Below are 22,154 nucleotides of genomic sequence, written 5' to 3' on the forward strand. Positions count from 1 at the left end.
TGAGTTGAGTCCATACTTGCCCCTATATGCGCTCGCATAGGAAGAAATTCCAGTAGCGGACCTTCATATCAACGGCGGAAAATCAGAGTGCCTTGAAGCCCTGCATGCGCCAGCCGCCGGCACCGGCAAGACAGAGTTCGCCCTGGAACATGGCAACGCCGTCAAAGCTTTCGCGCGAAACCTTGAAGCGGCGGCAGGTCTGGCCGCGGTCCTTCAATTCCGCCAGTTCGGTGATGGAGCCGCGCGACCCGGTGCCGGTGTTCGCCCACGGCACCGCCTGGCCGCCGAGTTGCTCGATATCGGCGGACGACACCGCATTGCCGATCGTCGTCTGGTCGGAGTCGCGATCCGAATCGGCCGGCTTGGGCGAAGCCGATGTGCTGCTGGTCAGGATCGAGCGGTCGACTTCGGCCTTCTCCAGGCTGAAGCCACCAGCACCGCAGGCCGCGAGCGGCAGGGCGACTGCCACCATCGCCGCTTTCGTGCTGGCTGAAGCGATAACGCCCCATTGCCTGCTGTCAAAAGCTTGCGCGATACGCGACAATCGGCAACCTCCCTGATCTCGTGACAATTTGAGAAAAACTATGAGTGACACAGAGTTAACAAGCAGTGACTTTACCGAGGCGGCCGAGCCGTTTCGCCTCTTTGCCGCATGGCTGGACGACGCTACCAAGAGCGAAATCAACGATGCCAATGGCGTGGCATTGGCGACCGTCGATGCCGAGGGCATGCCGGACGTAAGGATGGTGCTGCTCAAGGGGTTCGATGAAAGCGGCTTTGTGTTCTACACGAATTTCGAGAGCGCCAAGGGCCAGGAGATTCTTGGCAGCATGAAGGCGGCGATGTGTTTCCATTGGAAATCGCTGCGCCGCCAGGTGCGCATTCGCGGTCCGGTGGAGCTCGTCAGCGATGCGGAAGCCGACAGCTATTACGCCACGCGGCCACGCGGCAGCCGCATCGGCGCCTGGGCGTCGAAGCAATCGCGCCCGCTGGAAAGCCGCTTCGCGCTGGAAAAGGCGGTCGCAGAATACACGGCGCGTTATGCCATCGGCGAAATCCCGCGACCGAAACATTGGTCGGGCTTCCGGATCGTGCCGAAGACGATCGAATTCTGGCACGACCGGCCGTTCCGGCTGCATGACCGCGTGGTCTTTTCACGCAACGCGGCAGGCGGCTGGGACAAGGCCAGGCTCTATCCCTGAAAAAACCTTCAGCCCTTTTTCCTGGTCATGAATGCCGTGAGAGCGGCGCGCGCCTCGTCGGATTTCAGCCGCTCGCGGAAATGCTCGCTCTCTATCCCGATGCGGGCAACCAGATCGTCGCGTGAGCCACGCATCAGGTCGCGCGCGATCTTGAGCGCTTGCGGTGGCTTGGCCGCGATCTGGCCGGCCGCTGCAAGCACCGAAGCCTCCAGCCCACCTTCCTCGACCACCTCGTAGATCAGCCCGGCGGCCTTCGCGCGCTCGGCCGAAAAGCCCTCACCGAGACCGAGCAGGGCGAAAGCACCCTGCTGGCCCAGGATGCGGGGCGCCAAAAGGCTCGACCCTGCCTCGGGCACGAGGCCGAGATCGACGAAGGGGGTCCGAAACACGGTGCGCGGAGTGGCGAAAGTCAGGTCGCAGTGCAGGTTAATCGTGGTGCCGATGCCGACCGCGATACCGTCGACGCCGGACACGATGGGCTTTTCGACCCCGGCCAGGACGATCAGGAAATCCCAGACTTCGGTGCCGCCATCGCCGCCGGTGGCCACGACCATGAAATCGGCAAGGTCGTTGCCGGAGGAAAAGGCGCCCGGCACGCCGAAAAAGACATGAACGCGGACCGCCGGATCGGCGTCGCCTTCGGCAAGGGCCGCCGACATTTTCGCATACATGGCACGCGTCAGCGCGTTCTTCTTGTCCGGCCGGTTCATGCGGATGATCTGGATGGCGCCCTGGCGGTCGACGAGGATGTGGTCTGTCACGGTGTTTTCCTTGTGAAGGTCAGGCGGAAATCAGTGCCTCGGCGGCAGCAGCCAGGCTGACGGCGCCATCGATGACGCGCTCCTTCAAAGCGCTGGCTTCGCCAAGCAGGTTCTCGGCGAAGAAGCGGCAAAGCGCGATGCGGCCCTGGTCGGCAAGAGCGGCCCGCGCCAGATAAGCGCCGCCGGCGGCAAGCGAGATCAGCCGGAGATACGGCGTGGCGCCAGCCAGCGCCTCCTCCGTCCGGCCCTCGGCCGACAATTTCTGCAGGAAACGCGTCGCTTGCGTCAAATCGGAGAGCGCCTGATCGAGAGTGTCGGCGGTGCGGCCAAAACCTTCGAGGTTCGACGTTCGCACGGCATTGGCGATACCGGCCAGTTCGTCGATGTAGCCATGCACATGCTCGCCGCCACCGAGCGGCAGTTTTCGGGTCACCAGATCGATCGCCTGGATGCCGTTGGTGCCTTCATAGATCGGCGCGATGCGCGCGTCGCGATAGTACGCGGCCGCACCCGTTTCCTCGATGAAGCCCATGCCGCCATGCACCTGGACGCCAAGCGAGGCAACTTCCACGCCGACATCGGTCGAAAACGCCTTGGCGAGCGGAGTCAGCAAATTTGCACGGTCGCGCCAATGCGCCGCCTCGCCGCCTGACGACACGCGCGCCATGTCGATGGCGTGGGCACAGGAATAACCGATCGACCGCGCGATCTGGGTTAGCGCCTTCATGGTCAGGAGATTGCGCTGCACGTCGGGGTGGTGGACGATCGGCGCCATGCCGGCGCCGGCGTAATCCGCCGCCTTGCCCTGGCGGCGTTCATTGGCATAGGCAATCGCCTTCTGGGTCGCTGCTTCCGCGACCGCGACGCCCTGCATCCCGACGGCGAGGCGGGCATTGTTCATCATGGTGAACATGCAGGCGAGGCCCTTGTTCTCCTCGCCGATCAGCCAGCCGATGGCGCCAGGCCTGGCGCCCTGAAAACCATCGCCATAGATCATGGTGCAGGTCGGCGAGGCATGGATGCCGAGCTTGTGCTCGAGGCCGGAACAGAAGACGTCGTTGCGCGCACCGAGCGAGCCATCGTCGCCGACCAGGAATTTCGGCACCAGGAACAGCGAGATGCCACGCGTTCCGGCCGGCGCATCGGGAAGCCGCGCCAGTACCAGATGGATGATGTTGTCGGTGAAATCGTGCTCGCCGTAAGTGATGAATATCTTCTGGCCGAAGAGGCGGTAGGTGCCGTCGCCGGCGGGCTCGGCGCGGGCGCGCAAGGCGGCGAGGTCCGATCCGGCCTGCGGCTCGGTCAGGTTCATGGTGCCCATCCATTCGCCGGAGACGAGCTTTGCCAGATATGTCGCCTTGAGTTCCTCGGAAGCGTGCTTGTCGAGCGCCTCGACCGCGCCCATGGTCAGCGTCGGGCCGATGCCGAAGGCCATGGCGGCGGAGTTCCACATTTCGAGTGCGGCGACGCCGAGCATGGTCGGCAGCGCCTGGCCGCCATACTCTTCCGGCCCGGAGAGCGCATTCCAGCCGCCTTCGATCCAGCGGCGATAGAGTTCCTTCCACCCCGGCGGGGTGGTGACCGCGCCATCGCCGAGCACGGCGCCATGCTCGTCGCCGATTTTATAAAGGGGGGCCACCTCCTCGGAGGCGAAACGGCCCGCCTCGCCGAGGACGGCGTCGACCAGATCCTCGCTGAGGTCTCCGAACGCTCCCGTATCGATGGCGGATTTCATGCCGGCCACATGCTTCAGGGTGAACGCGATATCCTCGACCGGTGCCCGATACATGCCGCTCGATCCTCCCTTATGCATCGGCCTCGCCGACCCTAGGGCCAGTGCCGCCGCAAAACCATCCGCCTTTGGGCGGTCTCCCATCGCCTTTTTACGTAAACGTCAAATTTTGTCACGCTGATTTTGCAATCAGGCGGGGCTGTATTAAATTCGACAGATAGCCGGACCAAATCGACCGGCGACGGAAAACCAGCGACCGGAAGATTCTCATGCTTGCCAGACCTGACGCCTATCGCTGCATCGAATGCGGTTTGCCCTATCGGGCAACCGGGTTTTCCTATTATCACGGCGACCTGGGAAATGGTGCCGCCTACTGGTCGGATCGCGGCATATTGTGCTCGCCGCGATGCTCGCTTTCCCACCACCGCAAACGCGCCGTCGAAGGTACGCTGCAACAGGAGCCCGCGCCCGACCCGTTCGAATTTCAACCGTTCAGCCTGCGCTAGCTTATCCCGCACCAGGGTCCGAGAAGCATTTTCTTAACCATAGCGGTCCAGGATTTACCCTTGATCAACGGGGATTCCCTGTTTTGAAAAGGACGGCGCGCCTCCTTCGCCGCACGGCGCTTCTCGCTTTCGCGGCAGCGATTGTGCTGGGCACGGCGGCAAAGGCTTCGGACTTCTCCGAGCCGTGGAAGAGCGCTGACCGCGCGCTCGTCATCGACGCCTACGAATACAATTCCATCGACTGGGCCCAGCTTGTCACCGACAAGCGCATCGTCGCCTTCATCAACAAGGCTTCCGACGGCATGCCGCCGCCCTATTTCTGTTTCGGCGGCGACACTGACGTGAAACTGTGCAAGGCACTGTGGAAACGTCACGCGGTGACGCGCGAATTGTTCCAGACACGCAGGGTCGTGGCCAAGGCGCTCGGCATGAAATGGGGCGCCTATCATCTCGCCCGTCCCGGCAATCCGGTCGAGCAGGCCAACAATTTCCTCGATTTCGCCGACCCCGCACCGGACGACCTCATGGCCCTCGACATCGAGGGCATCGATCCCTCGCAATGGATGTCGCTCGACGATGCCGAGGAGTTCGCCCGCCAGGTGCATCGGCGCATCGGCCGTTTCCCGGTGCTCTACACCAACGGCAAGACCGCCCAATATATCGCCGACAACCGCTACAAATACCGGCTCTTGTCGCGGCTGCCGCTTTGGTACGCGCGCTATAAGCCTGACATCGACGTGCATTTTCCGATGGGCAACTGGCAGGGCTACGCGCTCTGGCAGTTCTCGGCGCAGGCCAATTGCGGCCGCTTCCGTTGTCCCTACAGGGTTGCCGGCACACCCGACAACATCGACGTCAACGTGGCGCCCACGGATGCCGTCACTCTGCGCCAGCAATGGCCTTTCGGTGGCCTGATCGACGTGCCTGCCGATTATCTTGCCAGCGTACCAGTGCCGCTCTCGCGGGAAGCCGCGCTCGCCGGCAAGGCCACCATCATTTATGCCGATGTGGCGACGCCGCCGACCTTCGAGGAAATGGTCGCCGTGCTTGGTTCGCGGTGGTCAAAATTTCGCGACGGGTTCCGCATGCCAGTCGTGAAGACGGTGCCGCGACGGCCGGGGTTCGGCATTGTCCAATATGTGGCCTGGAAGCGGGGCGGGCAGCGTTCCCCCGAACAGCTTGACGCCGCCTTTGCCGCGGCCGACCCGGTCAGCACCGCTTCGACAACCCTCGACCGAAGTCAGCAATAGCCGCCACCCGGTCGGAGCTTCAGCCGGCCTGCTCGCGCGCCACGGCCTGCCAGCCTATGTCGCGGCGGCAGAACCCGTCCGGCCAGTCGATGCGGTCGAGGGCGGCATAGGCCCGCGCCTGCGCCTCTCCGACGGTGGCGCCGCTCGCCGTGACATTGAGCACACGGCCGCCATTGGCGACCAGCGCACCGCCATTGATTGCGGTGCCGGCATGGAAAATCTGGACGCCTTCACCGGCGGCGTCCTCGACGCCGCGGATGACGGAGCCTTTCTCCGGTGTGCCGGGATAGCCCCTGGCCGCCATCACGACGGTCAGCGCCGCCTCGTCACGCCAGCGCACCGACATATGCGCGAGCTGGCCATCGGTCGCGGCATTGAGCAGCACCAGCAGGTCATCCCTGAGCCGCATCATCAGCACCTGGCATTCCGGATCGCCGAAGCGGGTGTTGTATTCGATCAGCTTCGGCCCGCTTTCCGTGATCATCAGTCCGGCGAACAGAATCCCGGCGAAAGGCGCGCCAAGCTCGGCCATGCCGCGCATGGTCGGCTCGATGATCTCACGCATGGTGCGCTCGATCATGTCAGGCGTCATTACCGGGGCCGGCGAATAGGCGCCCATGCCGCCGGTGTTGGGACCGACGTCGCCATCACCGACGCGCTTGTGGTCCTGCGCGGTGCCGAAGGGAAGCGCCGTGGTGCCGTCGCAGAGGCAGAAGAAACTCGCCTCCTCGCCGGTCATGAATTCCTCGACCACCACCTCCGCGCCGGCAGCACCGAAGGACCCGTCAAAGCAGGAAGCGAGTGCCGCCCGTGCCTCGTCCATCGTCATGGCGACGGTGACACCCTTGCCGGCTGCGAGCCCGTCGGCCTTGATGACGATCGGCGCGCCCGTCTTCTCGACATAGGCCTTGGCCGAGGCCAGGTCGCCGAACCGGCCATAGGCGGCGGTCGGAATGTTGTACCGGGCGCAGAGGTCCTTGGTGAAACCCTTCGAACCTTCCAGCCGCGCGGCGGCCTTCGAAGGCCCGAAGACGCGGATGTTTTCGGCGCGCAGATCATCGGCGATGCCGGCGACGAGCGGCCCTTCCGGGCCGACCACGACGAGATCGATTTTCTTCTCCCGGCAGAAGGCAACGACCGCGGCATGATCGGTGATATCAAGCTTCACCAGTTCGGCCTCGCCGCCGATGCCCGGATTGCCGGGGGCCGCGTAGAGCTTGGTCAGCAGCGGCGAAGCGGCGATCTTCCAGGCCAGCGCATGTTCGCGGCCGCCGGAGCCGAGAAGAAGAACGTTCATGGCCACCTCTTGATGCCGCCTATCCCATAGAGAAAACAACCCGCTATTGCTCTCTGGGCGACGGGTCAAGGCATCAGGGTGGATTGCGCACGGGAACGTTATCCCTGTCGAATAGGGCGCCGGCCACCACCGCCCCTATTCCGGCGCTCGTTCAGCCCTGAAAGACCACCGGAAACCAATCCTCGCGCAGCTTCTGTCCCGGCTGCATGCCATGGCCGTGATAGGGCGGCGAGGTGCGGCCCGGTCGCTCGACATAATGGGCATCGTCGCCGACCCAGCGCAGCGACAACGCCCGGCGCCGGGCCGCGGTCATATTGCCGCGCGCGCCGTGTGCCGTCCTGAAGTCGAACAGGATGGCGTCGCCCGGCTCCATCTCCCATTCGATAACTTTCATCGACGGATCGGTGTCGGGATCGGGCACCGGACGATAATCGCCCTCGGCCGCGTAAAAATTGCCGTCGTCCAGCCAGCGCACCGGCAGGATCATCTTGTCCCATCTGTGCGAGCCGGCGATCAGGCGCAGCGTCGCTTCCTTCACCGGATCGATGGGGATCCAGAAGCTCACCGTCTGCTGGCCGTCGACAAAATAATAGGGGATGTCCTGGTGCCACGGCGTCGGTTTCTGCGTACCGGGCTCCTTGACCAGCACATGGTCGTGGAAGAACTGCGCGGTGCGCGACTGCATCACCGCGGCCGCCAGTCGCGCCGCCGGCGAATTGCGCACGACATCGACGAATTCAGGGATACGCTCCCAGTTGCAGTAGTCGTCGAAGAAGCTGCCCTTGCCGCCAGCGATGTCGGACGCGGTGGCGCTGCGGCTCCGCATGTTGCGCTCGATGCCGCTGGCAATCGTGTCGACCCAGCCCTTGAAGGCGCCGCGGATACAGACCGCGCCGTCACGCTGGTAGTCGGCAATTGTCCGCGCATCGATGATTTCGGTGTCGATTGGCTGCGCTGCGGTTTGGGAAGCCATGGGGTCCTCCTCTCAGGATCGAGGCCACTATCGCAATCTCCTCTCATTCAGTAAAATAATAACTTCTCATCTGACACATAGGTTTTGGCTATGAGCCTTACGCTCACGCAACTCCGCTATCTCATTGCCGTCGCCCGCCATGGCAGCGTTACCGGCGCGGCGCGGGCGATCAACATTTCGCAGCCGTCGATTTCAGTGGCCATCGACGCCATCGAAAGGGATTTCGGCCAAAAGCTGTTTGTGCGCCAGCGGGGAAGCGGCGTTTCGCTGACCTCGTTCGGCCGTGTCGTGGTAGCGAAGGCAAAGCAGGTCCTTGCCGAGACCGACGAACTCATGAGCCTGGGTTCGGGCAATTCAGCCATCGGTGGCGAGCTGGTGCTCGGCTGCTTCGAGGATCTGGCACCCTTTTTCGCGCCGGGCCTCATCCGCGCCTTCTCCGAACGTCATCCAGCGGTCGCGGTTGTCGTCCGTGACGAGACGTTCGAGACGCTCGGGCGACGCTTGGCGGATGCTACCGTCGACCTCGGCCTCAGCTACGATCTCGGCCTGCCGTCGCATTTCGCCCGCATCCTGTTGCACGAGCTTCGGCCGCATGCGCTGCTGCCGGCGGGCCATGCGTTGGCGGGCCGCCCCGAGGTCAGCCTGGCGGATCTGGCCGCCTACCCGCTGATCACGACCGACCAGCCGCATAGCTGGCAGCATATGCTCGACCTGTTCCGCGGCCGTGGCCTGTCGCCGGTGGCCGACATGCGAACAAGTTCGTTCGAACTCCAGCGCAGCATGGTGGCCAACGGCTTCGGCGTCGCGGTCAGCTATACCCGCCCGCATGGCGACCGCAGCTATGACGGCTTGCGCCTCGTCTGCAAACCGCTGTCGGATCCGCTGCCCATGCAGCGCATCATTCTCACCCATGATACGCATCAGCGCGTGTCGAATGCGGCGCTGACTTTCATCGCGGTGGCGAAAGTCTGGTTTTCCACACGCGACATCTTCGCGTCGTGACGGTTGGCGGGCCGCCGCTCCTCCGCTTGCCGCTTGACGGTTTCCGCCGCTGCTGCCACTCCATGCCGATGGAACCTGTCCAGTCGAAAGCGGCCCAGGGTCGCGTCGCCGATGCGCCGAACCGCCATTGGGTCTATCGCGTGCTGCCGCGCGCCATCTGGCCCTATGCGCAGCTGGCGCGGTGGGACAGGCCGATCGGCTGGCAGTTGCTTTTGTGGCCATGCTGGTGGTCGGCGGCACTTGCGGCGAGCGCCTATCCGCGCCCAGGCGACCCGCTGCTCTCGCTGCTGCCGGCGCCCTTGTACCTTGTGCTCTTCCTGATTGGCGCCATCGCCATGCGTGGCGCCGGGTGCACCTATAACGACATTGTCGACCAGGACATCGATAACCAGGTCGAACGCACCCGCTCACGCCCGCTACCGTCCGGCCAGACCACGCGCCGGCGGGCCTGGCTGTTTCTTGTCCTGCAGGCCCTGGTCGGCCTGGCGGTGCTCCTGCAGTTCAACAGCTTTGCCATTCTGCTCGGCGTCTGCTCGCTGGCGATCGTCGCCGTCTATCCATTCATGAAGCGGATAACCAACTGGCCGCAACTGTTTCTCGGCCTCGCCTTTTCCTGGGGCGCGCTGATGGGGTGGGCGGTCGAGTTCGGTGATCTCGATGGCCCCGCCATCATGCTCTATATCGGTTCGATCCTGTGGGTGATCGGCTATGACACGATCTATGCCCACCAGGACAAGGAAGACGACGCCATTGTCGGCGTGCGTTCGACCGCGCGGCTGTTCGGCGACAACACCAAGGCATGGCTCGCGGGGCTCTATGGCGGTACGCTGATCTGCTTCGCCATCGCCTTCGCCTCGGCGCAAGCCCCGGTGGTGGCACTGGCGGGATTGATCGCCGCCGGCGCCCACATGGCGCGGCAGATCGCGGTTCTGGATATCGACGATCCAGACCAGTGCCTGCGGCTGTTTCGGTCGAATAACCAGGTCGGCTGGCTGATTTTCCTCGGCCTCATCGGCGGCGCGCTGTGGGTGACGCTGAAGCCGCTGGTGTAGCGGCTTATCCTTCTCCCCGTCTCTATACGAAGAGAAGGTGGCGGCAGCCGGATGAGGGGCAGCGCCGACCTTTGGAGGCGAGGCGAGGGTTCATCGACGAACCAGCGCACACGCAATTAAGGCCAAAAAATCATGCCAGCGCTGCCTCTCATCGCCCTGCCGGGCACTTCTCCCCGTATAGTGACGGGGAGAAGAACGCTAGTCTCTTGAAATGATCTCCTCGCCGCCGATCACCAGCCTGAGGCCGAGGTCACCGGCTCTGCGGCGGGCAAGAAAGCGGGGGCGGCGCATATTGGAAACGCGGCCCTTGCGGCGCTCCCGCGGCGGCAATGTCTTGATGGCGGCGCCGAGCGATTCTTCCAGGGTGCGGGCGACGCCATCGGATTCGATCAGCAGCATCGGCAGACGGTAGGCGTCGGCCCAGGCGCGCCAGTCGGCGGCGACGTCTTCGAGATCGTCGGCCACCAGCAGCGGCACCGACAGCATCGGATCGTTGTGCAGGAGTTCTAGGGTCACCGTGACATTGCCTTCCGGATCCTCCATCGCACGGGCGGCGACGCCGCGAAATGCATTGGCGGGCAGCACGATGATCGCCGGCAGGCCGCTCATCTCGAGCAGGCGGCGGATCACGGCGCCGCGCTGGTCGATGGTGAAGGTTACGTCGCCATAATCGTCGCGCGTGGCATAGCTCACCACCTGCGGCAGGCGGAATGGGTCGAGACGCATGTTGCGTCCCGCCCAGACTGGCTTCAGTCCAGTGTTCACGTTCATAGAGCGCCTTCCTGTCTGTCTCCTGAGAGCCGGTGTCCGGTTCTCTCCGGGCCAGTTTTCCCGGCCTCGTTATGGGGAAACAGTAGCGCCGGCTCCTTACCGCCGCGCTTAAGAAAGTCGGTTAAATTTTGCTGATCTCAGGGATGGTTATCGGAATGCCACCAGCCACAGGATGGTGAAAGGATCAGATAACCTTACCAGGATTCATGATGCCCGCCGGATCGAAGGCAGCCTTTACCCGGCGCATCAGATCGATGGCCATCGGCGGCGCGGTGGCGATCAGTTCGTCGCGCTTCAACTGACCGATGCCGTGCTCGGCCGAGATCGAACCGTGCAGGCTGCGCACCACGTCATGCACGGCCTTGTTCATCGCATGATAGAGCGCCAGGAACGCCTCGTCGTCGCCGTCGACGGGCCGTGAAATGTTATAGTGGAGATTGCCGTCTCCCATATGGCCGAAGCAGACCACGCGGGCGCCGGCGCTCACTGACGCCACGGCGCCGGCGGCCTCCCTTATGAAGCGCGGTATCGATGCGATCGGCACCGAAATGTCGTGCTTGATCGAAGCGCCTTCCGGCTTTTGTGCCTCGGGCAACAGCTCGCGAAAATCCCAGAAGGCATCGCCCTGCCCGAGGCTGGCGGCGATGACGGCATCGCCGACGAATTCCTGCTCTAGACCCGCCGAAAGCACATCCTCGATCAGCGCCCGAGAATCCTCCGCTGAGCGGCCGGACGATATCTGCATCAGCACGTACCAGGGCCAGTCTTCGGCCAGCGACCGCACGACGCCCTGGGCGTGCGCAAGGGTAAAGTCATACGGGCGCTTGCCGATCAGTTCGAAGGCCGTGAGTGCGGCCCCGGCGCGGTCCATGGCCAGGCTGAACAGGGAAAGGGCGGCTTCGGGCGACGACAGGCCGACGAAGGCGACGTCCCTCCCCTTCGGCTTCGGGAACAGTTTGAGCACGGCGGCGGTGATGACACCGAGCGTGCCTTCGGCGCCGACGAACAGGTCCTTCAGGTCGTAGCCGGTGTTGTCCTTCTTCAGTCTGCGCAAATCGTCGAACACCTCGCCGGTCGGCAGCACCACCTCGACGCCGAGGCACAGTTCGCGCGCATTGCCATAGGCCAGCACGCCGGTGCCGCCGGCATTGGACGACAGGTTGCCGCCGATCTGGCAGGAGCCTTGCGCGGCGAGCGACAGCGGAAACAGCCGGTCGGCGGCATCGGCCGCTTCCTGCAAGGTCTGCAGGATGACACCGGCCTCGACCGTGACCGTATTGGACAGCACATCGATCTCGCGGACGCGGTTCAGCCGCGATAGCGACAGGACGATCTCGCGACCGGATCTGTCCGGCACCTGCGCGCCGACCAGCCCGGTGTTGCCGCTTTGCGGCACGATCGGCGTTCCGGTCTCTGTCGCCAGCCGCATGATCCGGCTGACCTCGTCGACGCTGCCCGGCCGCAGCACCAGGGACGTCGCGCCGTGCCAGAGGCCGCGTCGCTCGATCAGATAAGGCGCGATGTCCTGCTGGTCGCGCAGCGCATATTTGTCGCCGACGATCGCCGCGAAACGATCGATGAGGGCGGGATCGAGTGTCTTTGCGGTTGCGGTCATCTGGGAAAACTACGTTGTGGGCTGTGCGTTGTCACGAGGAGCGGCGGCACGGGAGAGCCGGTCGTTGATGGCCTCGCCGAGCCCGTCAAAGGGAATTGGCTCGACGGCGATAATCCGCGCGCCGCTACGGTCCAAATCCTGCATGTAGGCAAAGAGATTGCTTGCCGCTTCACGCAGGTCACCTGACAGCGAGAGGTTGAGGAAAGCGGTCGCGCCGCGCCAGCCTTCCGCGCGCTGGTCGCCGAAGGCAAGCAACGCTTCTCCTTCACCAACCGTGCCGGCATTGAGCCGAACAGCCGCGCCCGGTGCGTAGTGCGAGGCAAGCATGCCCGGCGCCTCGACGCCGGCAATGCCGCCGCGCAGTAGCTCCATGCGGATGGCCGCCTCGATCTCGTCGGCGGCAATGCCGCCGGGCCGAAGCAGGCGCAACCTTTCGCCTTCGGCCTTGACGATGGTCGATTCCAGCCCGACCGGCGTGGCGCCACCATCGACCACCAGTTTGATGCGCCCGCCTAAATCCGCAGCCACCGCCTGCGCCGTCGTCGCGCTGATCTTGCCAGATGAGTTGGCGCTGGGCGCGGCAAGCGGTCGGCCAAGCCTGGCGATCAGGTCGCCGCCAAAACCCCTCGGCATGCGCACGGCGATCGTGTCGAGCCCGGCCGTGACCAGCGGATGAATGCCGTTGCCGGGGCGCTGTGGCAGTATCAGCGTCAGCGGACCCGGCCAGAAGGCAAGCGCGAGCTTCCTAGACAGCGGATCGAACGAGGCGATGCGCTCGGCCATCGCCATGTCGGCGACATGGGCGATCAGCGGATTGAAACGCGGCCGCCCCTTGGCTTCGAAAATGCGCGCCACGCCAATGCCGTTGGTGGCATCGCCGGCAAGCCCGTAGACGGTTTCCGTCGGGATGGCGACGACATCGCCGCCCAGGAGCAGCGCCAACGCCGGTTCCATCGCTTCGCCGACGGCAAGTATTTCAGCCACTCTCGTCACCTCGCGGATGCCGGCTGCGTAATACGACGGGGCCGCCGGGGCAAGCGGGCATTGGCAATTCATCAATTCCTAAAATGCTATCTTTCCACGAAAGCCGGCATCAATCGCCGAGTACTATCGTGCGGCTTCTGGGCAATGGGAGCTATGTCGGTGTCTGTTCGTATCTGGGGAGCGCTTGCCATCACTTTGGCCTCAATGGGTGGCGGGGCTCAGGCCTCGTCGCTGGTCTTTCCCGGTGCGCCGGCCTCGACACCCTCCATCCTTGCGCTGAAGGCGGCCGACGGCAAGGCGAGCGATGTTGTGTCCGTCGTTGTGCTTGGCGAGCCTGACGTCACCTACGAAAAGGTCGCGGCAATCCCCGGCAAGGCCGAGGCGAGGCACTCCTTCGCGCAGAGCCCGATGATCATTAGGGGCGGCGTCGTCGGCGACGCTTTCTCGACACCCATGCAGGCCAAGGCGCCGGCCGCGGCAACGGCCCCAGCCACCCCAACCGCCCCCGCCACGGCGACAGCCTCGGCAGCCCCCGCGCCGGCAGCGCACGGGAAAGCAGCGGCACCGGCGGCAGCCGCGCCGCCACCGCCAGCCCACCAGCCTGCTTCAGGAGCCGGCAAGGTCAAGTAGCGACCACGCAAACCGGACGGGCAAAATGCTCGGCCGCTTGACGGCGGTCTGGCGTCCTGCGCACCACTGTCCGGCGAATTTCGTCTAGAGTATCTTGCCGGCGGCCCTGCGGCTGATTTTCGCCAAGTGGCTCCAGCGGACGCAATTGCATCGTTCAAGGCAGAGGGGGTTGCTCATGAAAAATTCGAAGACCGTTACCGTGGCAGGGCTTCTGTTGGCGTCATTGCTTGGTGGCGTGGCCCAAGCGGACGACATGCTGGGATCCTATGTCGCGCGCATTTCCGATCGCGACCACCAGGCGAGCGACGGCTATGCGCTGGATGGCGCCGCGCAGATGGTGCGGCAAGACCGCGCCAACTGGCACAAATTCCATCGCCGCGACGGCGACGACGAGGGCGACGCCTGGTTCAGGACCAACGACCAGCGCGCCGACCTGCAGCGCATGCTGGAGCGCCCCGGCGCGATGAGTTCCTCGACCAAGCGCGCCATCGTCAATGGCGAGCCGCTGATCCAGGTCGACGTCTTTGAAAACAGCGTGCGCGTCAGCATCCTGGAGAACTGATCAAATCAATTTGGGAAGACGGCGGAAGGGCGGCGCGAAAGCGCCGCCCTCGAGAACCTGTTAACTGAAAATCAGGCTGCTTCTTCCTTGTCGTCGTCGTCTTCGGACTCGCCGTCTTCGGATTCTTCGGCGTCATCGCCTTCGGCCTTCACGGTGTCATCGGCGTCGTCTTCGTCAGACTCTTCGCCGTCTTCATCGTCGCCTTCCTCGTCATCGCCATCTCCGTCTTCGTCAGACAGATCAGCGGCTTCGACCGTGATCGCAGCGGCGTGATCGAGGGCGGTTTCGGAAGCGGATTCAAGCGGCTCGGCAGGAGCCGAGGTTTCTTCTGTCACTTCGATTTCGTGATCGGAATTCATGGAAGCCTCCGTTGGGATGGGGAACACGCCCCTTTTGCCACGGAGAGATCATCCTCATATGACTGTAAGCCGGCTCGAAGGGCCGGCCGGAACATATTTTTCCCGGGGCCTGCGGCCCCTCTATCCCGGCGTGATCTCAGGACAAACGGAAACCGTTTGTCCGAGAAAATCGGTGCCGACTTTTCGAAAAGTGCTTCTCAACCAGCGATTTTCGAGAAATCCGCGACCTGACCGGTAGCCGTTCGAATGCGCGCGAGCAGCGCCAGTCGGTTGGCACGCACGGACAGGTCCTCATCATTTACGAGAACATGCTCAAAGAAGGAATCAACGGGTTCACGCAACACGCTAAGCGCCAGCATGGCAGCCGAAAAGTCTTGGTTTTGAATTGCTTCGCCGGCTTGCTTCTCGGCCTGATTCACCGCGGCAAACAGCGACTTCTCCGCATCTTGCCGGAACAACGCCGGCTCAACGGTTTCGGCGACGGCCGTTTTCTTCTTCTCCTCGGCGGCCAGAATGTTGGCGGCACGCTTGGTGCCGGCGAGCAAATTCTTGCCGTCCTCGGTGTCAAGGAAAGAGCCAAGCGCCTCGACGCGGCGCACGATCTGCAGCAGGTCATCGGATTGAGGCGTGATCACCGCGTCGATGAGATCGTGCCGGGCGCCCTGGTCGCGAAGGTAGACTTTCAGGCGGTCGTGGAAGAAGGCGAGGAGGTCTCGATCCACGGACTTCCCGTCGCCGACTTGCCCGCGCCCGTGCGCATGGTCGCCGCCTGACTCGGCCTGCTCCCTGGCTTGCCTTTTATCAATCTGGTCAACAGTGGTCTTTCGATGTTTGGCCATGGTGGAAAGAAGCGATAGCGGTGTTCCATTCTCCAGAGTCAGCCTCACCATCCCAAGCGCGGCTCTGCGCAATGCGTAGGGGTCCTTCGACCCAGTCGGCTTTTCATCGATGATCCAGAAACCAACCAGCGTATCAAGCTTGTCGGCGAGCGCCACGGCGACCGACACTGGATCGCTCGGCACATAATCGGACGGCCCTTGCGGCTTGTAGTGTTCCTCGACGGCCGCGGCCACGGATGGATGCTCGCCCTGCAGCAGTGCATATTTGCGGCCCATCGCGCCCTGCAATTCGGGAAACTCGCCGACGACTTCAGTGGTGAGATCGGCCTTGGCGAGAACAGCAGCACGACTTGCGAGGGCGGGATCGGCACCGACAATCGGTGCTAGCTGTTCGGCCAGTTCCCTGATCCGCTGCACCCGCTCGCCCTGCGTGCCAAGCTTGGCATGGAAGGTCACATTGAGATGGTCGAGCCGCGCCATGCGCTGGTCGAGCGGCTTTTTCAGATCGAGCCCGAACTTCTCGGCCGATGCCTGGAGTTGGTCAAGGTCCGGCAAATCGCCCTGGTCGGTAGTCCAGAAATAAAGCGCGTCGGACAGGCGGGCGCGCACCACCTTGCCGTTGCCGTGGGCGATCTCCTTGCCGCCGTCCTTCGCCTCGATGTTGGCGGTGAGGATGAAGCGGTTGGAAAGCGCCTCGCTTTCCCCCTGCGGCCGCGTGACAAAACACTTCTGGTTGGCGCGGATGGTCAACCGGATCACTTCCGCCGGAATGGCAAGGAAAGCCTGCTCGAACTCGCCCATCAGCACGACAGGCCACTCGACCAGCCCGGACACTTCTTCAAGCAGCCCCTCATCCTCGACCAGGTCGAGCCCGTTGGCGAAGGCGAGGTTGCGGGCGTCGGCGAGGATGATCTCCTTGCGACGGTCGGCGTCGAGCACGACCTTGCCCGCCTCCAGCTTGCCCACATAATCGTCGAAGCGGCGCACGGTGATTTCGCCGGGCGCGAGGAAACGGTGGCCGTAGGTGATGTTGCCCGAACGGATGCCGTCGATCTCGAAATCGACCACCACCGGCTCCTCGGTCTCGGGGCCGAAGGTGCACAGGATCGACTGCAGCGGGCGCACCCAGCGCAGCGAGCCCGGTTTGGCCGAGGCCGGTCCCCAGCGCATCGACTTCGGCCACGGAAAATCGCGGATAATGTCAGGCACCAGTCCAGCGATGATCTCTTCGGCCGCCCTGCCCGGCTTCGAAATATGGGCGACGTAGAAGTCGCCCTTCTTCGGGTCGGAATGGACATGCGCCTCGGCGATCGAAGACAGGCCGGCCTTGCGCAGGAAGCCCTGGACCGCCTGTTCTGGCGCCGATGTCGACGGACCCTTGATTTCCTCGTGAATGTCTTTTGAGCGCGCGGTGAGCCCGCGTATATCGAGCGTAAGGCGCCGGGGCGTCCAATACTCACGCGCCGCCTCATAGGTGAGACCCGCCTCGACCAGGCCGTCGGTGAGCATCTTCTTCAAATCGCCCGCCGCCTTGCGCTGCATGCGGGCAGGAATTTCCTCGGAACGAAGTTCAAGAAGCAGGTCAGGCATCGGGGTCAGCTCATACGGGAGAGTGGTCCGGGCGGGGCATAGCAACTCGGCTGGCCGCTGTCACCCTTTCCAGAAATTTTGGCCACTCTGTCGGGACGAGCCGAACCCGCCCGTCCTTGGATCAAAGATTTCCATGAACCGAAAGCTGCGCTGAAGCGACCCACGCTCAGGCAGGGAACTATTGGCTGAACGACGATGAAAACGGCATCCAGACTTCTTCAGATCCTTGCGCTCAGCGCCTGCTTCACCGCGCAGGCCCACGGCGCCTTCTCGATGCCGGGCGTGCGGCAGGCGCTACGGACAATGGCTGGCCAGAGCGGCCAGATCTTGCCGCCGATCAATGCTTCCCTCGGAATGATCGAGGACGCTTGAGGCTCAGGCCGCCAATCCACCGGCCTGCGTCTTCAAGAACGCCTCGCCGCAGGCCTTCGCCAGATTGCGCACGCGCAGGATGTAGCTCTGGCGCTCGGTGACAGAGATCACGCCACGCGCGTCCAGCAAATTGAAGACATGGCTGGCCTTGATGCACTGGTCATAGGCCGGGAAGACCATCTTGTGCATCGGCAGATTGTCGTTCGAGGCCGGCGCGCCGGCCTCGAGCAGCGCCTTGCACTCGGCCTCGGCGTCCTCGAAATGCCTGAGCAGCATCGCCGTGTCGGCGTATTCGAAATTGTGGCGCGAATATTCCTGCTCGGCCTGCAGGAACACATCCCCATAGGTCACCTTGTCGGCGCCCTCGCGGCCGTTGAAGTTGAGGTCGTAGACATTGTCGACGCCCTGCACATACATGGCCAGGCGCTCCAGGCCGTAGGTGAGTTCCCCCGCCACCGGCGCGCATTCGATGCCGCAGACCTGCTGGAAATAGGTAAACTGCGACACCTCCATGCCGTCGCACCAGCATTCCCAGCCAAGCCCCCAGGCGCCCAAAGTCGGGCTTTCCCAATCGTCCTCGACGAAGCGTATGTCGTGCAGCAGAGGATCGACGCCGATCGCCGCAAGCGAGCCGAGGTAAAGCTCCTGCAGGTTCGGTGGATTGGGCTTCAGGATCACCTGGTACTGGTAGTAGTGCTGCAGCCGGTTGGGATTCTCGCCATAGCGGCCGTCCTTGGGACGGCGCGAAGGCTGGACGTAGGCGGCGTTCCAGCCCCTGGGCCCTAGCGCGCGCAACGTCGTTGCCGGGTGAAAGGTGCCGGCGCCGACCTCCATGTCATAGGGCTGGAGGATGACGCAGCCATAAGCCGCCCAGTAATTGTGCAAAGTGAGGATCAGCCCCTGGAATGAGCGGCTGGGATGCATATGGGCTGGGATTTCAATCGTCACGGTGGCCTCGGCGACACAGGCTAGCTTGCGGCCACGTCCTAGAGACACGGCGGCGAAGCGTCAAGCAAGGCGCGCGCCCGCGACCTTTGCAGGACCGGTCGAAAGCTTTGCGAGCGGCTGGCCCATTGCCGGACGTGGCGACCTGCGCTCTCTTCGAAGCCCTGTATCACCCATGTCAACGACGACAGGTCAAGCCATGTCCAACCCCGTCACCATCCGCCCCGTCACGCGCCAGGATTTCGACCGATGGCTGCCGCTGTGGGACGGCTACAACGCTTTCTATGGCCGTTCGGGCGAGACGGCGCTGGCAAGCGACATCACGGCAATGACGTGGTCCCGCTTCTTCGACGCCTATGAGCCAGTGCATGCGCTGGTCGCGGAAAACGAAGGCGAGTTGCTTGGCCTCGTCCACTACCTGTTCCACCGCAGCACGACGGCAATCGCGCCGAACTGCTATCTGCAGGATCTTTTCACCAACGAAGCCTCGCGCGGCAAAGGCGTCGGCCGGGCGCTGATCGAAGGCGTCTACGAGCGCGCCCAGGTGGCCGGTTCCGGCCGAGTATACTGGCTGACGCATGAAACCAATCACGCGGCGATGAAGCTTTATGACAAGGTCGGCGAACGCTCTGGCTTCGTCGTCTATCGAAAGATGTTCTGAGCGCGTTCTGAGCAGACGGACATCAAAACGAAAACGGGGCTCCGAGAGCCCCGTTCGGATTCCAAAAAGGCGTTTCACCCCTTCGGGGCGGGAACCGGCTCCGGCTTGACCTTCGGGGTTTCCTGCGCCGTGTTGGACTCGATCGGCGGCAGGCCCTTCATCAGCTTCTGTTGCAAGGAGGCAAGCACGTCGGGATCCGGCTTCAGGTCGCGGGCCTGGTTCCATTGGAAGGTGGCTTCCAGCTTGCGGCCGACGCGCCAGTAGGCATCGCCGAGATGGTCGTTCAGAACCGGATCTTCCGGCTTCAGCGAGACCGCGCGTTCCATCTCGCGCACCGCGTCATCGAACCGGCCGAGGCGGAAATAAGCCCAACCCAGGGAATCGACGATGTAGCCGTCGCTCGGCTTGAGATCGACGGCCTTCTGGATCATCTCCAGCCCTTCCTTCAGGTTGGTGTTCATGTCGACCCAGGAATAGCCGAGATAGTTCAGCACCTGCGGCTGGTCTGGCTGCAATTCCAGGGCCTTGCGGAAATTCGGCTCGGCCTTTGGCCATTCCTTCAGCCGCTCATAGGCGATGCCGCGCTGGTAGAAGATGTTCCAATTGGCGGCGGTCGGTGTCTTCAGCACCTCGACGGCCTTGTCGTAGAGATTGGCGGCGGAGCGGAAATCCTCCTTCGAGGAGTAGACACCGCCGAGCGCCAGATAGGCGCGCATGTCGTTTGGATGAGCTTCGACGAAGGCCTTCAAATGCGTGATCGCCTCGTCATGGCGGTCGAGATCGGCAAGGTTGAGGCCAAGCTGCAGGTCCGAAATCTCCTTCAGTGGCGAAGAGTCGGGGATGCGCCGATAGAGTGCGATGGCGCCCTCGCCGTTCTTCAGCTGTTCGGCCACGGCGGCGAGCTGCACGAGGGCAGCGTCGCTGTCGGGCTTCAGGGCCAAGGCATATTGCAAATAAAGGCGCACGAATGGCTCGCCGCCGCCACGGTTGAGCGCGGTGGCAAGATCGAGCAGGATTTCGGAAGCACCGTCGGACGGACCGGACACGAAGGGCGCGATCTTGTCGCCCTTGCTGATCCTGTCGCGCAAGGCGACGATTTCCAGCTTGCCCGGCGAGAACGCCTCGGCCTGGTCGAGAACCGACATCGCCTTGGCCTTGTCGCCCTTACGGGCCAGGAACGAGGCATAGGCCTGCGCATTGCGCATCCAGGTTTCAGGCGCCGCACCGCCGGCGGTGGTGTCCTGCATCGTCGCGGCATAGATAGCCTCGGCCTTTTCAGGCATACCAGACGCATCGGCGATCAGGGCGCGGTGGAAGGATTTGAACAGGCCGAACCAGTCCGGCCCCTGCAGCTTGTCGATAGAAACCATCGCTTCGCTGGCCTGGCCGGCACCTTGCTCGGCCCAGCCGGACATGACGCCGGAGATCAGCCGATCGAGATCGGATTCCAGCGACAGCTTGAGCCAGTACTGTGCCTTGGTGAAATCCTTCTTGTGGAAGGTGTCGACCGCCAGCGCCAGGCGCGAGAAGCGTTCGACATCGGGCACTTCCTTGAGCTTGTCGGCATAGACCAGCGATTCGTCGAAGCGGCCTTGAGCGATCAGCGACAGCATCAGGCTCTGCTGCAGGGCTGTGTCACCAGGATTGAAGGCCAGGGCTTGCTTGTAATAGGCGATGGCGCTGTCGAGGTCGTTGTCGCCCTCGGCGATCCTGGCAGCCAGATAGGCGCCCGAGAATGACGAGATCTTGACCGGTTCGGTGGATTGCTTGGCATAGGCCGGCAATGCCGAAATCGCCATGCCCGTCACAATTGCCAGCCTTGTCAGCCAGCGCGCACGTCCTTGCTGCATCATATCCCTTTCAGCCAGGCGCCATCTCCGCGTCAGCGGATCGACCCAGACTCGATCTTTCCAGGCAAAGCATGGCCTTTTTGGGGTCGCGCTTCAATCCGCCTGAAATTCACAATCGGGTCACCCGATTAACAAACCATGGCTAAATGGGACGGTTTTGCGCGTCAACAGGCCGCCGCAGCCGCGCATCGCGATAGCCGCCGCTTGCCACCGCGCCGCACAGCCCGCTCCATTCGCAGCCGCCGCACGCCTTGCGCACGTGGCCGGTCGAAAACGCCTGCCGCAGCCTTGTCAGGATGGCGGCATCGAGATCGACGCGGATGCCGTCCCGGATCGGCCGAGCCAGCAGCGCTTCCACGTCTTCCGCGGCCTGCCGGTCCCGCCCGGCCGCGCCGTCACGCAAGCAGTGCGGTTCCGGCTCGCCAAGCAACGGAGCGCAGATGTCGTCTGGTCCGGAAACGAGGAGGATGTCTTCGCCCCGGCTCAAGCGCTCCGCGATTCCGTCATAATTGGCGGTGAAAGCGGGGCTGTATCCCTTGCCCACATAGGTGAGCAGGCAAAGGAGATGGTGGGCGCGCAGCCTGACCGTCACGGCTTCGGCAAGTTCATCTTGCCGCGCGGGAGCGCCATCAGCGTCGCGGCGCCAAGCGCCGATTTCAGCAACCCGCCGACGATGAACGGCACGAAGCCGAAGGTGATGGCCTTCTCGGCGCCGATCATGACGGCAAGCCAGGCTGTGCCGAGAGCCAGGCAGGCAAGATTGCCGAGCAGCATGGCGGCGAAGGCAAGCAAAACCCTGTTGCCGTTCCAGCCGCGCTCGGCCAACCAGCCGACCAGCGCGCCGGTGACAGGAAAGGCAAAGAGATAGCCACCCGTCGGGCCGACGAAATGCTGAATGCCGGCAGCGCCGCCGGCCAGGATCGGAAAGCCGACAGCACCTTCGACCAGCCATGCGGCGATCGTCACCGCGCCAAGCCGCCAGCCATAGAGTGCGCCAATCAGCGTCACGGCGAAGGTCTGCATGGTCACCGGAACTGGCACCATCGGAACCTCGATGTAGGAGGACAGCGCCAGCAACAGCGTGCCGAGCACGACGGCGCCGGCTTGCCAACCGAGCGATCGCTGCTGGAGACGCAGCGGGCTGAAGGACGGTCTGGCGGACGAGAATGCGAGGTTGGTCATAGGCTTCCCTTCGGTCGAT

23 protein-coding genes are annotated in these 22,154 nt (G+C 63.7%); 9 read left to right on the plus strand and 14 right to left on the minus strand.

Going from position 1 to position 22,154, the window contains the following annotated elements; all coding sequences use genetic code 11:
• Window positions 1–82: 82 nt before the first annotated feature.
• Window positions 83–544, minus strand: a complete 462-nt coding sequence (locus FJ950_RS14770; RefSeq protein WP_140617305.1) for an RT0821/Lpp0805 family surface protein — start codon at window positions 542–544, stop codon at window positions 83–85.
• Window positions 545–584: 40 nt separating this feature from the next.
• Here FJ950_RS14770 and pdxH point away from each other — a divergent pair, with 40 nt between their 5' ends.
• Window positions 585–1,202, plus strand: a complete 618-nt coding sequence (pdxH, locus tag FJ950_RS14775) for a pyridoxamine 5'-phosphate oxidase (protein ID WP_140617306.1) — start codon at window positions 585–587, stop codon at window positions 1,200–1,202.
• Between the two features lie 8 nt (window positions 1,203–1,210).
• Here the strand turns inward: pdxH and FJ950_RS14780 are convergent, their stop codons facing one another.
• Together FJ950_RS14780 and FJ950_RS14785 are read right to left on the minus strand one after the other, a co-directional pair.
• Entirely contained in the window at window positions 1,211–1,963 is a 753-nt protein-coding gene (locus tag FJ950_RS14780; RefSeq protein WP_140617307.1) for a crotonase/enoyl-CoA hydratase family protein, read from the minus strand.
• A 19-nt stretch (window positions 1,964–1,982) separates the two neighbouring features.
• A complete protein-coding gene (locus FJ950_RS14785; RefSeq protein WP_140617308.1) occupies window positions 1,983–3,752 on the minus strand; it encodes an acyl-CoA dehydrogenase family protein in 1,770 nt (589 codons plus the stop codon).
• A 212-nt stretch (window positions 3,753–3,964) separates the two neighbouring features.
• On the opposite strand from FJ950_RS14785, the gene FJ950_RS14790 reads away from it, so the two are divergent.
• Both FJ950_RS14790 and FJ950_RS14795 read left to right on the plus strand, forming a co-directional pair.
• Window positions 3,965–4,201 carry a hypothetical protein gene (locus tag FJ950_RS14790; RefSeq protein WP_140617309.1) on the plus strand — a complete coding sequence of 79 codons (237 nt, stop codon included), beginning with the start codon at window positions 3,965–3,967 and terminating at the stop codon, window positions 4,199–4,201.
• 140 nt (window positions 4,202–4,341) lie between these two features.
• Window positions 4,342–5,451, plus strand: coding sequence for a glycoside hydrolase family 25 protein (locus tag FJ950_RS14795; protein WP_140617597.1), 1,110 nt, complete (start codon window positions 4,342–4,344; stop codon window positions 5,449–5,451).
• Window positions 5,452–5,470: 19 nt separating this feature from the next.
• On the opposite strand, the gene purD is transcribed toward FJ950_RS14795, so the two are convergent.
• Complete coding sequence (gene purD / locus FJ950_RS14800) at window positions 5,471–6,748, minus strand: phosphoribosylamine--glycine ligase (RefSeq protein WP_140617310.1); 1,278 nt, start codon at window positions 6,746–6,748, stop codon at window positions 5,471–5,473.
• 151 nt (window positions 6,749–6,899) lie between these two features.
• On the minus strand, window positions 6,900–7,721 hold the full coding sequence (locus FJ950_RS14805; RefSeq protein WP_140617311.1) for a phytanoyl-CoA dioxygenase family protein: 822 nt from the start codon (window positions 7,719–7,721) through the stop codon (window positions 6,900–6,902).
• 90 nt (window positions 7,722–7,811) lie between these two features.
• Here FJ950_RS14805 and FJ950_RS14810 point away from each other — a divergent pair, with 90 nt between their 5' ends.
• Both FJ950_RS14810 and ubiA read left to right on the plus strand, forming a co-directional pair.
• A complete protein-coding gene (locus FJ950_RS14810) occupies window positions 7,812–8,723 on the plus strand; it encodes a LysR family transcriptional regulator (RefSeq protein ID WP_140617312.1) in 912 nt (303 codons plus the stop codon).
• Between the two features lie 68 nt (window positions 8,724–8,791).
• Window positions 8,792–9,775 carry a 4-hydroxybenzoate octaprenyltransferase gene (gene ubiA / locus FJ950_RS14815; RefSeq protein ID WP_181171270.1) on the plus strand — a complete coding sequence of 328 codons (984 nt, stop codon included), beginning with the start codon at window positions 8,792–8,794 and terminating at the stop codon, window positions 9,773–9,775.
• A 198-nt stretch (window positions 9,776–9,973) separates the two neighbouring features.
• Here ubiA and FJ950_RS14820 read toward each other — a convergent pair whose 3' ends face one another.
• From FJ950_RS14820 to FJ950_RS14830, 3 genes are all read right to left on the minus strand, one after another.
• Window positions 9,974–10,540, minus strand: a complete 567-nt coding sequence (locus FJ950_RS14820; protein WP_041163896.1) for a DUF6101 family protein — start codon at window positions 10,538–10,540, stop codon at window positions 9,974–9,976.
• Between the two features lie 190 nt (window positions 10,541–10,730).
• The gene (locus FJ950_RS14825) at window positions 10,731–12,161 is read right to left on the minus strand and encodes an FAD-binding oxidoreductase (RefSeq protein WP_140617314.1); all 1,431 of its coding nucleotides are present in this window, start codon (window positions 12,159–12,161) and stop codon (window positions 10,731–10,733) included.
• Between the two features lie 9 nt (window positions 12,162–12,170).
• Entirely contained in the window at window positions 12,171–13,145 is a 975-nt protein-coding gene (locus FJ950_RS14830) for an L-threonylcarbamoyladenylate synthase (RefSeq protein WP_181171250.1), read from the minus strand.
• 153 nt (window positions 13,146–13,298) lie between these two features.
• Here FJ950_RS14830 and FJ950_RS14835 point away from each other — a divergent pair, with 153 nt between their 5' ends.
• Both FJ950_RS14835 and FJ950_RS14840 read left to right on the plus strand, forming a co-directional pair.
• Window positions 13,299–13,775 carry a hypothetical protein gene (locus FJ950_RS14835; protein WP_246681320.1) on the plus strand — a complete coding sequence of 159 codons (477 nt, stop codon included), beginning with the start codon at window positions 13,299–13,301 and terminating at the stop codon, window positions 13,773–13,775.
• 175 nt (window positions 13,776–13,950) lie between these two features.
• Entirely contained in the window at window positions 13,951–14,337 is a 387-nt protein-coding gene (locus tag FJ950_RS14840; protein ID WP_140617317.1) for a hypothetical protein, read from the plus strand.
• Between the two features lie 71 nt (window positions 14,338–14,408).
• On the opposite strand, the gene FJ950_RS14845 is transcribed toward FJ950_RS14840, so the two are convergent.
• Both FJ950_RS14845 and glyS read right to left on the minus strand, forming a co-directional pair.
• Window positions 14,409–14,696, minus strand: coding sequence for a hypothetical protein (locus tag FJ950_RS14845; protein WP_015318835.1), 288 nt, complete (start codon window positions 14,694–14,696; stop codon window positions 14,409–14,411).
• Window positions 14,697–14,893: 197 nt separating this feature from the next.
• On the minus strand, window positions 14,894–17,125 hold the full coding sequence (gene glyS, locus FJ950_RS14850; protein WP_140617318.1) for a glycine--tRNA ligase subunit beta: 2,232 nt from the start codon (window positions 17,123–17,125) through the stop codon (window positions 14,894–14,896).
• Between the two features lie 195 nt (window positions 17,126–17,320).
• Here glyS and FJ950_RS29525 point away from each other — a divergent pair, with 195 nt between their 5' ends.
• On the plus strand, window positions 17,321–17,497 hold the full coding sequence (locus tag FJ950_RS29525) for a hypothetical protein (protein ID WP_181171252.1): 177 nt from the start codon (window positions 17,321–17,323) through the stop codon (window positions 17,495–17,497).
• Between the two features lie 3 nt (window positions 17,498–17,500).
• Here FJ950_RS29525 and FJ950_RS14855 read toward each other — a convergent pair whose 3' ends face one another.
• Window positions 17,501–18,445 carry a glycine--tRNA ligase subunit alpha gene (locus FJ950_RS14855; RefSeq protein WP_140617319.1) on the minus strand — a complete coding sequence of 315 codons (945 nt, stop codon included), beginning with the start codon at window positions 18,443–18,445 and terminating at the stop codon, window positions 17,501–17,503.
• A 196-nt stretch (window positions 18,446–18,641) separates the two neighbouring features.
• Here FJ950_RS14855 and FJ950_RS14860 point away from each other — a divergent pair, with 196 nt between their 5' ends.
• A complete protein-coding gene (locus FJ950_RS14860) occupies window positions 18,642–19,103 on the plus strand; it encodes a GNAT family N-acetyltransferase (RefSeq protein WP_015318839.1) in 462 nt (153 codons plus the stop codon).
• Window positions 19,104–19,177: 74 nt separating this feature from the next.
• Here FJ950_RS14860 and FJ950_RS14865 read toward each other — a convergent pair whose 3' ends face one another.
• The 3 genes from FJ950_RS14865 to FJ950_RS14875 form a co-directional block, all read right to left on the minus strand.
• Entirely contained in the window at window positions 19,178–20,953 is a 1,776-nt protein-coding gene (locus FJ950_RS14865) for a tetratricopeptide repeat protein (RefSeq protein WP_140617320.1), read from the minus strand.
• Window positions 20,954–21,095: 142 nt separating this feature from the next.
• On the minus strand, window positions 21,096–21,545 hold the full coding sequence (locus FJ950_RS14870; protein WP_140617321.1) for a DUF1284 domain-containing protein: 450 nt from the start codon (window positions 21,543–21,545) through the stop codon (window positions 21,096–21,098).
• Window positions 21,542–22,135 (minus strand): biotin transporter BioY, encoded by a 594-nt coding sequence (locus tag FJ950_RS14875; RefSeq protein ID WP_140617322.1) that lies wholly within the window; start codon window positions 22,133–22,135, stop codon window positions 21,542–21,544. The genes FJ950_RS14870 and FJ950_RS14875 overlap by 4 nt, the downstream gene beginning before the upstream one ends.
• Window positions 22,136–22,154: the final 19 nt, after the last annotated feature.

It is taken from the genome of Mesorhizobium sp. B2-3-14 (assembly GCF_006442175.1).
GTDB classification, from domain to species: domain Bacteria; phylum Pseudomonadota; class Alphaproteobacteria; order Rhizobiales; family Rhizobiaceae; genus Mesorhizobium; species Mesorhizobium australicum.

What these genes read in the sequence shown, in the direction of transcription:
- pdxH (WP_140617306.1), top strand. Translation starts at nt 585, where the DNA reads ATGAGTGACACAGAGTTAACAAGCAGTGACTTTACCGAGGCGGCCGAG.
- FJ950_RS14785 (WP_140617308.1), bottom strand. Translation starts at nt 3,752, where the DNA reads ATGTATCGGGCACCGGTCGAGGATATCGCGTTCACCCTGAAGCATGTG.
- FJ950_RS14790 (WP_140617309.1), top strand. Translation starts at nt 3,965, where the DNA reads ATGCTTGCCAGACCTGACGCCTATCGCTGCATCGAATGCGGTTTGCCC.
- purD (WP_140617310.1), bottom strand. Translation starts at nt 6,748, where the DNA reads ATGAACGTTCTTCTTCTCGGCTCCGGCGGCCGCGAACATGCGCTGGCC.
- FJ950_RS14805 (WP_140617311.1), bottom strand. Translation starts at nt 7,721, where the DNA reads ATGGCTTCCCAAACCGCAGCGCAGCCAATCGACACCGAAATCATCGAT.
- FJ950_RS14810 (WP_140617312.1), top strand. Translation starts at nt 7,812, where the DNA reads ATGAGCCTTACGCTCACGCAACTCCGCTATCTCATTGCCGTCGCCCGC.
- ubiA (WP_181171270.1), top strand. Translation starts at nt 8,792, where the DNA reads ATGGAACCTGTCCAGTCGAAAGCGGCCCAGGGTCGCGTCGCCGATGCG.
- FJ950_RS14825 (WP_140617314.1), bottom strand. Translation starts at nt 12,161, where the DNA reads ATGACCGCAACCGCAAAGACACTCGATCCCGCCCTCATCGATCGTTTC.
- FJ950_RS14835 (WP_246681320.1), top strand. Translation starts at nt 13,299, where the DNA reads ATGTCGGTGTCTGTTCGTATCTGGGGAGCGCTTGCCATCACTTTGGCC.
- FJ950_RS14840 (WP_140617317.1), top strand. Translation starts at nt 13,951, where the DNA reads ATGAAAAATTCGAAGACCGTTACCGTGGCAGGGCTTCTGTTGGCGTCA.
- FJ950_RS14845 (WP_015318835.1), bottom strand. Translation starts at nt 14,696, where the DNA reads ATGAATTCCGATCACGAAATCGAAGTGACAGAAGAAACCTCGGCTCCT.
- glyS (WP_140617318.1), bottom strand. Translation starts at nt 17,125, where the DNA reads ATGCCTGACCTGCTTCTTGAACTTCGTTCCGAGGAAATTCCTGCCCGC.
- FJ950_RS29525 (WP_181171252.1), top strand. Translation starts at nt 17,321, where the DNA reads ATGAAAACGGCATCCAGACTTCTTCAGATCCTTGCGCTCAGCGCCTGC.
- FJ950_RS14860 (WP_015318839.1), top strand. Translation starts at nt 18,642, where the DNA reads ATGTCCAACCCCGTCACCATCCGCCCCGTCACGCGCCAGGATTTCGAC.
- FJ950_RS14865 (WP_140617320.1), bottom strand. Translation starts at nt 20,953, where the DNA reads ATGCAGCAAGGACGTGCGCGCTGGCTGACAAGGCTGGCAATTGTGACG.
- FJ950_RS14875 (WP_140617322.1), bottom strand. Translation starts at nt 22,135, where the DNA reads ATGACCAACCTCGCATTCTCGTCCGCCAGACCGTCCTTCAGCCCGCTG.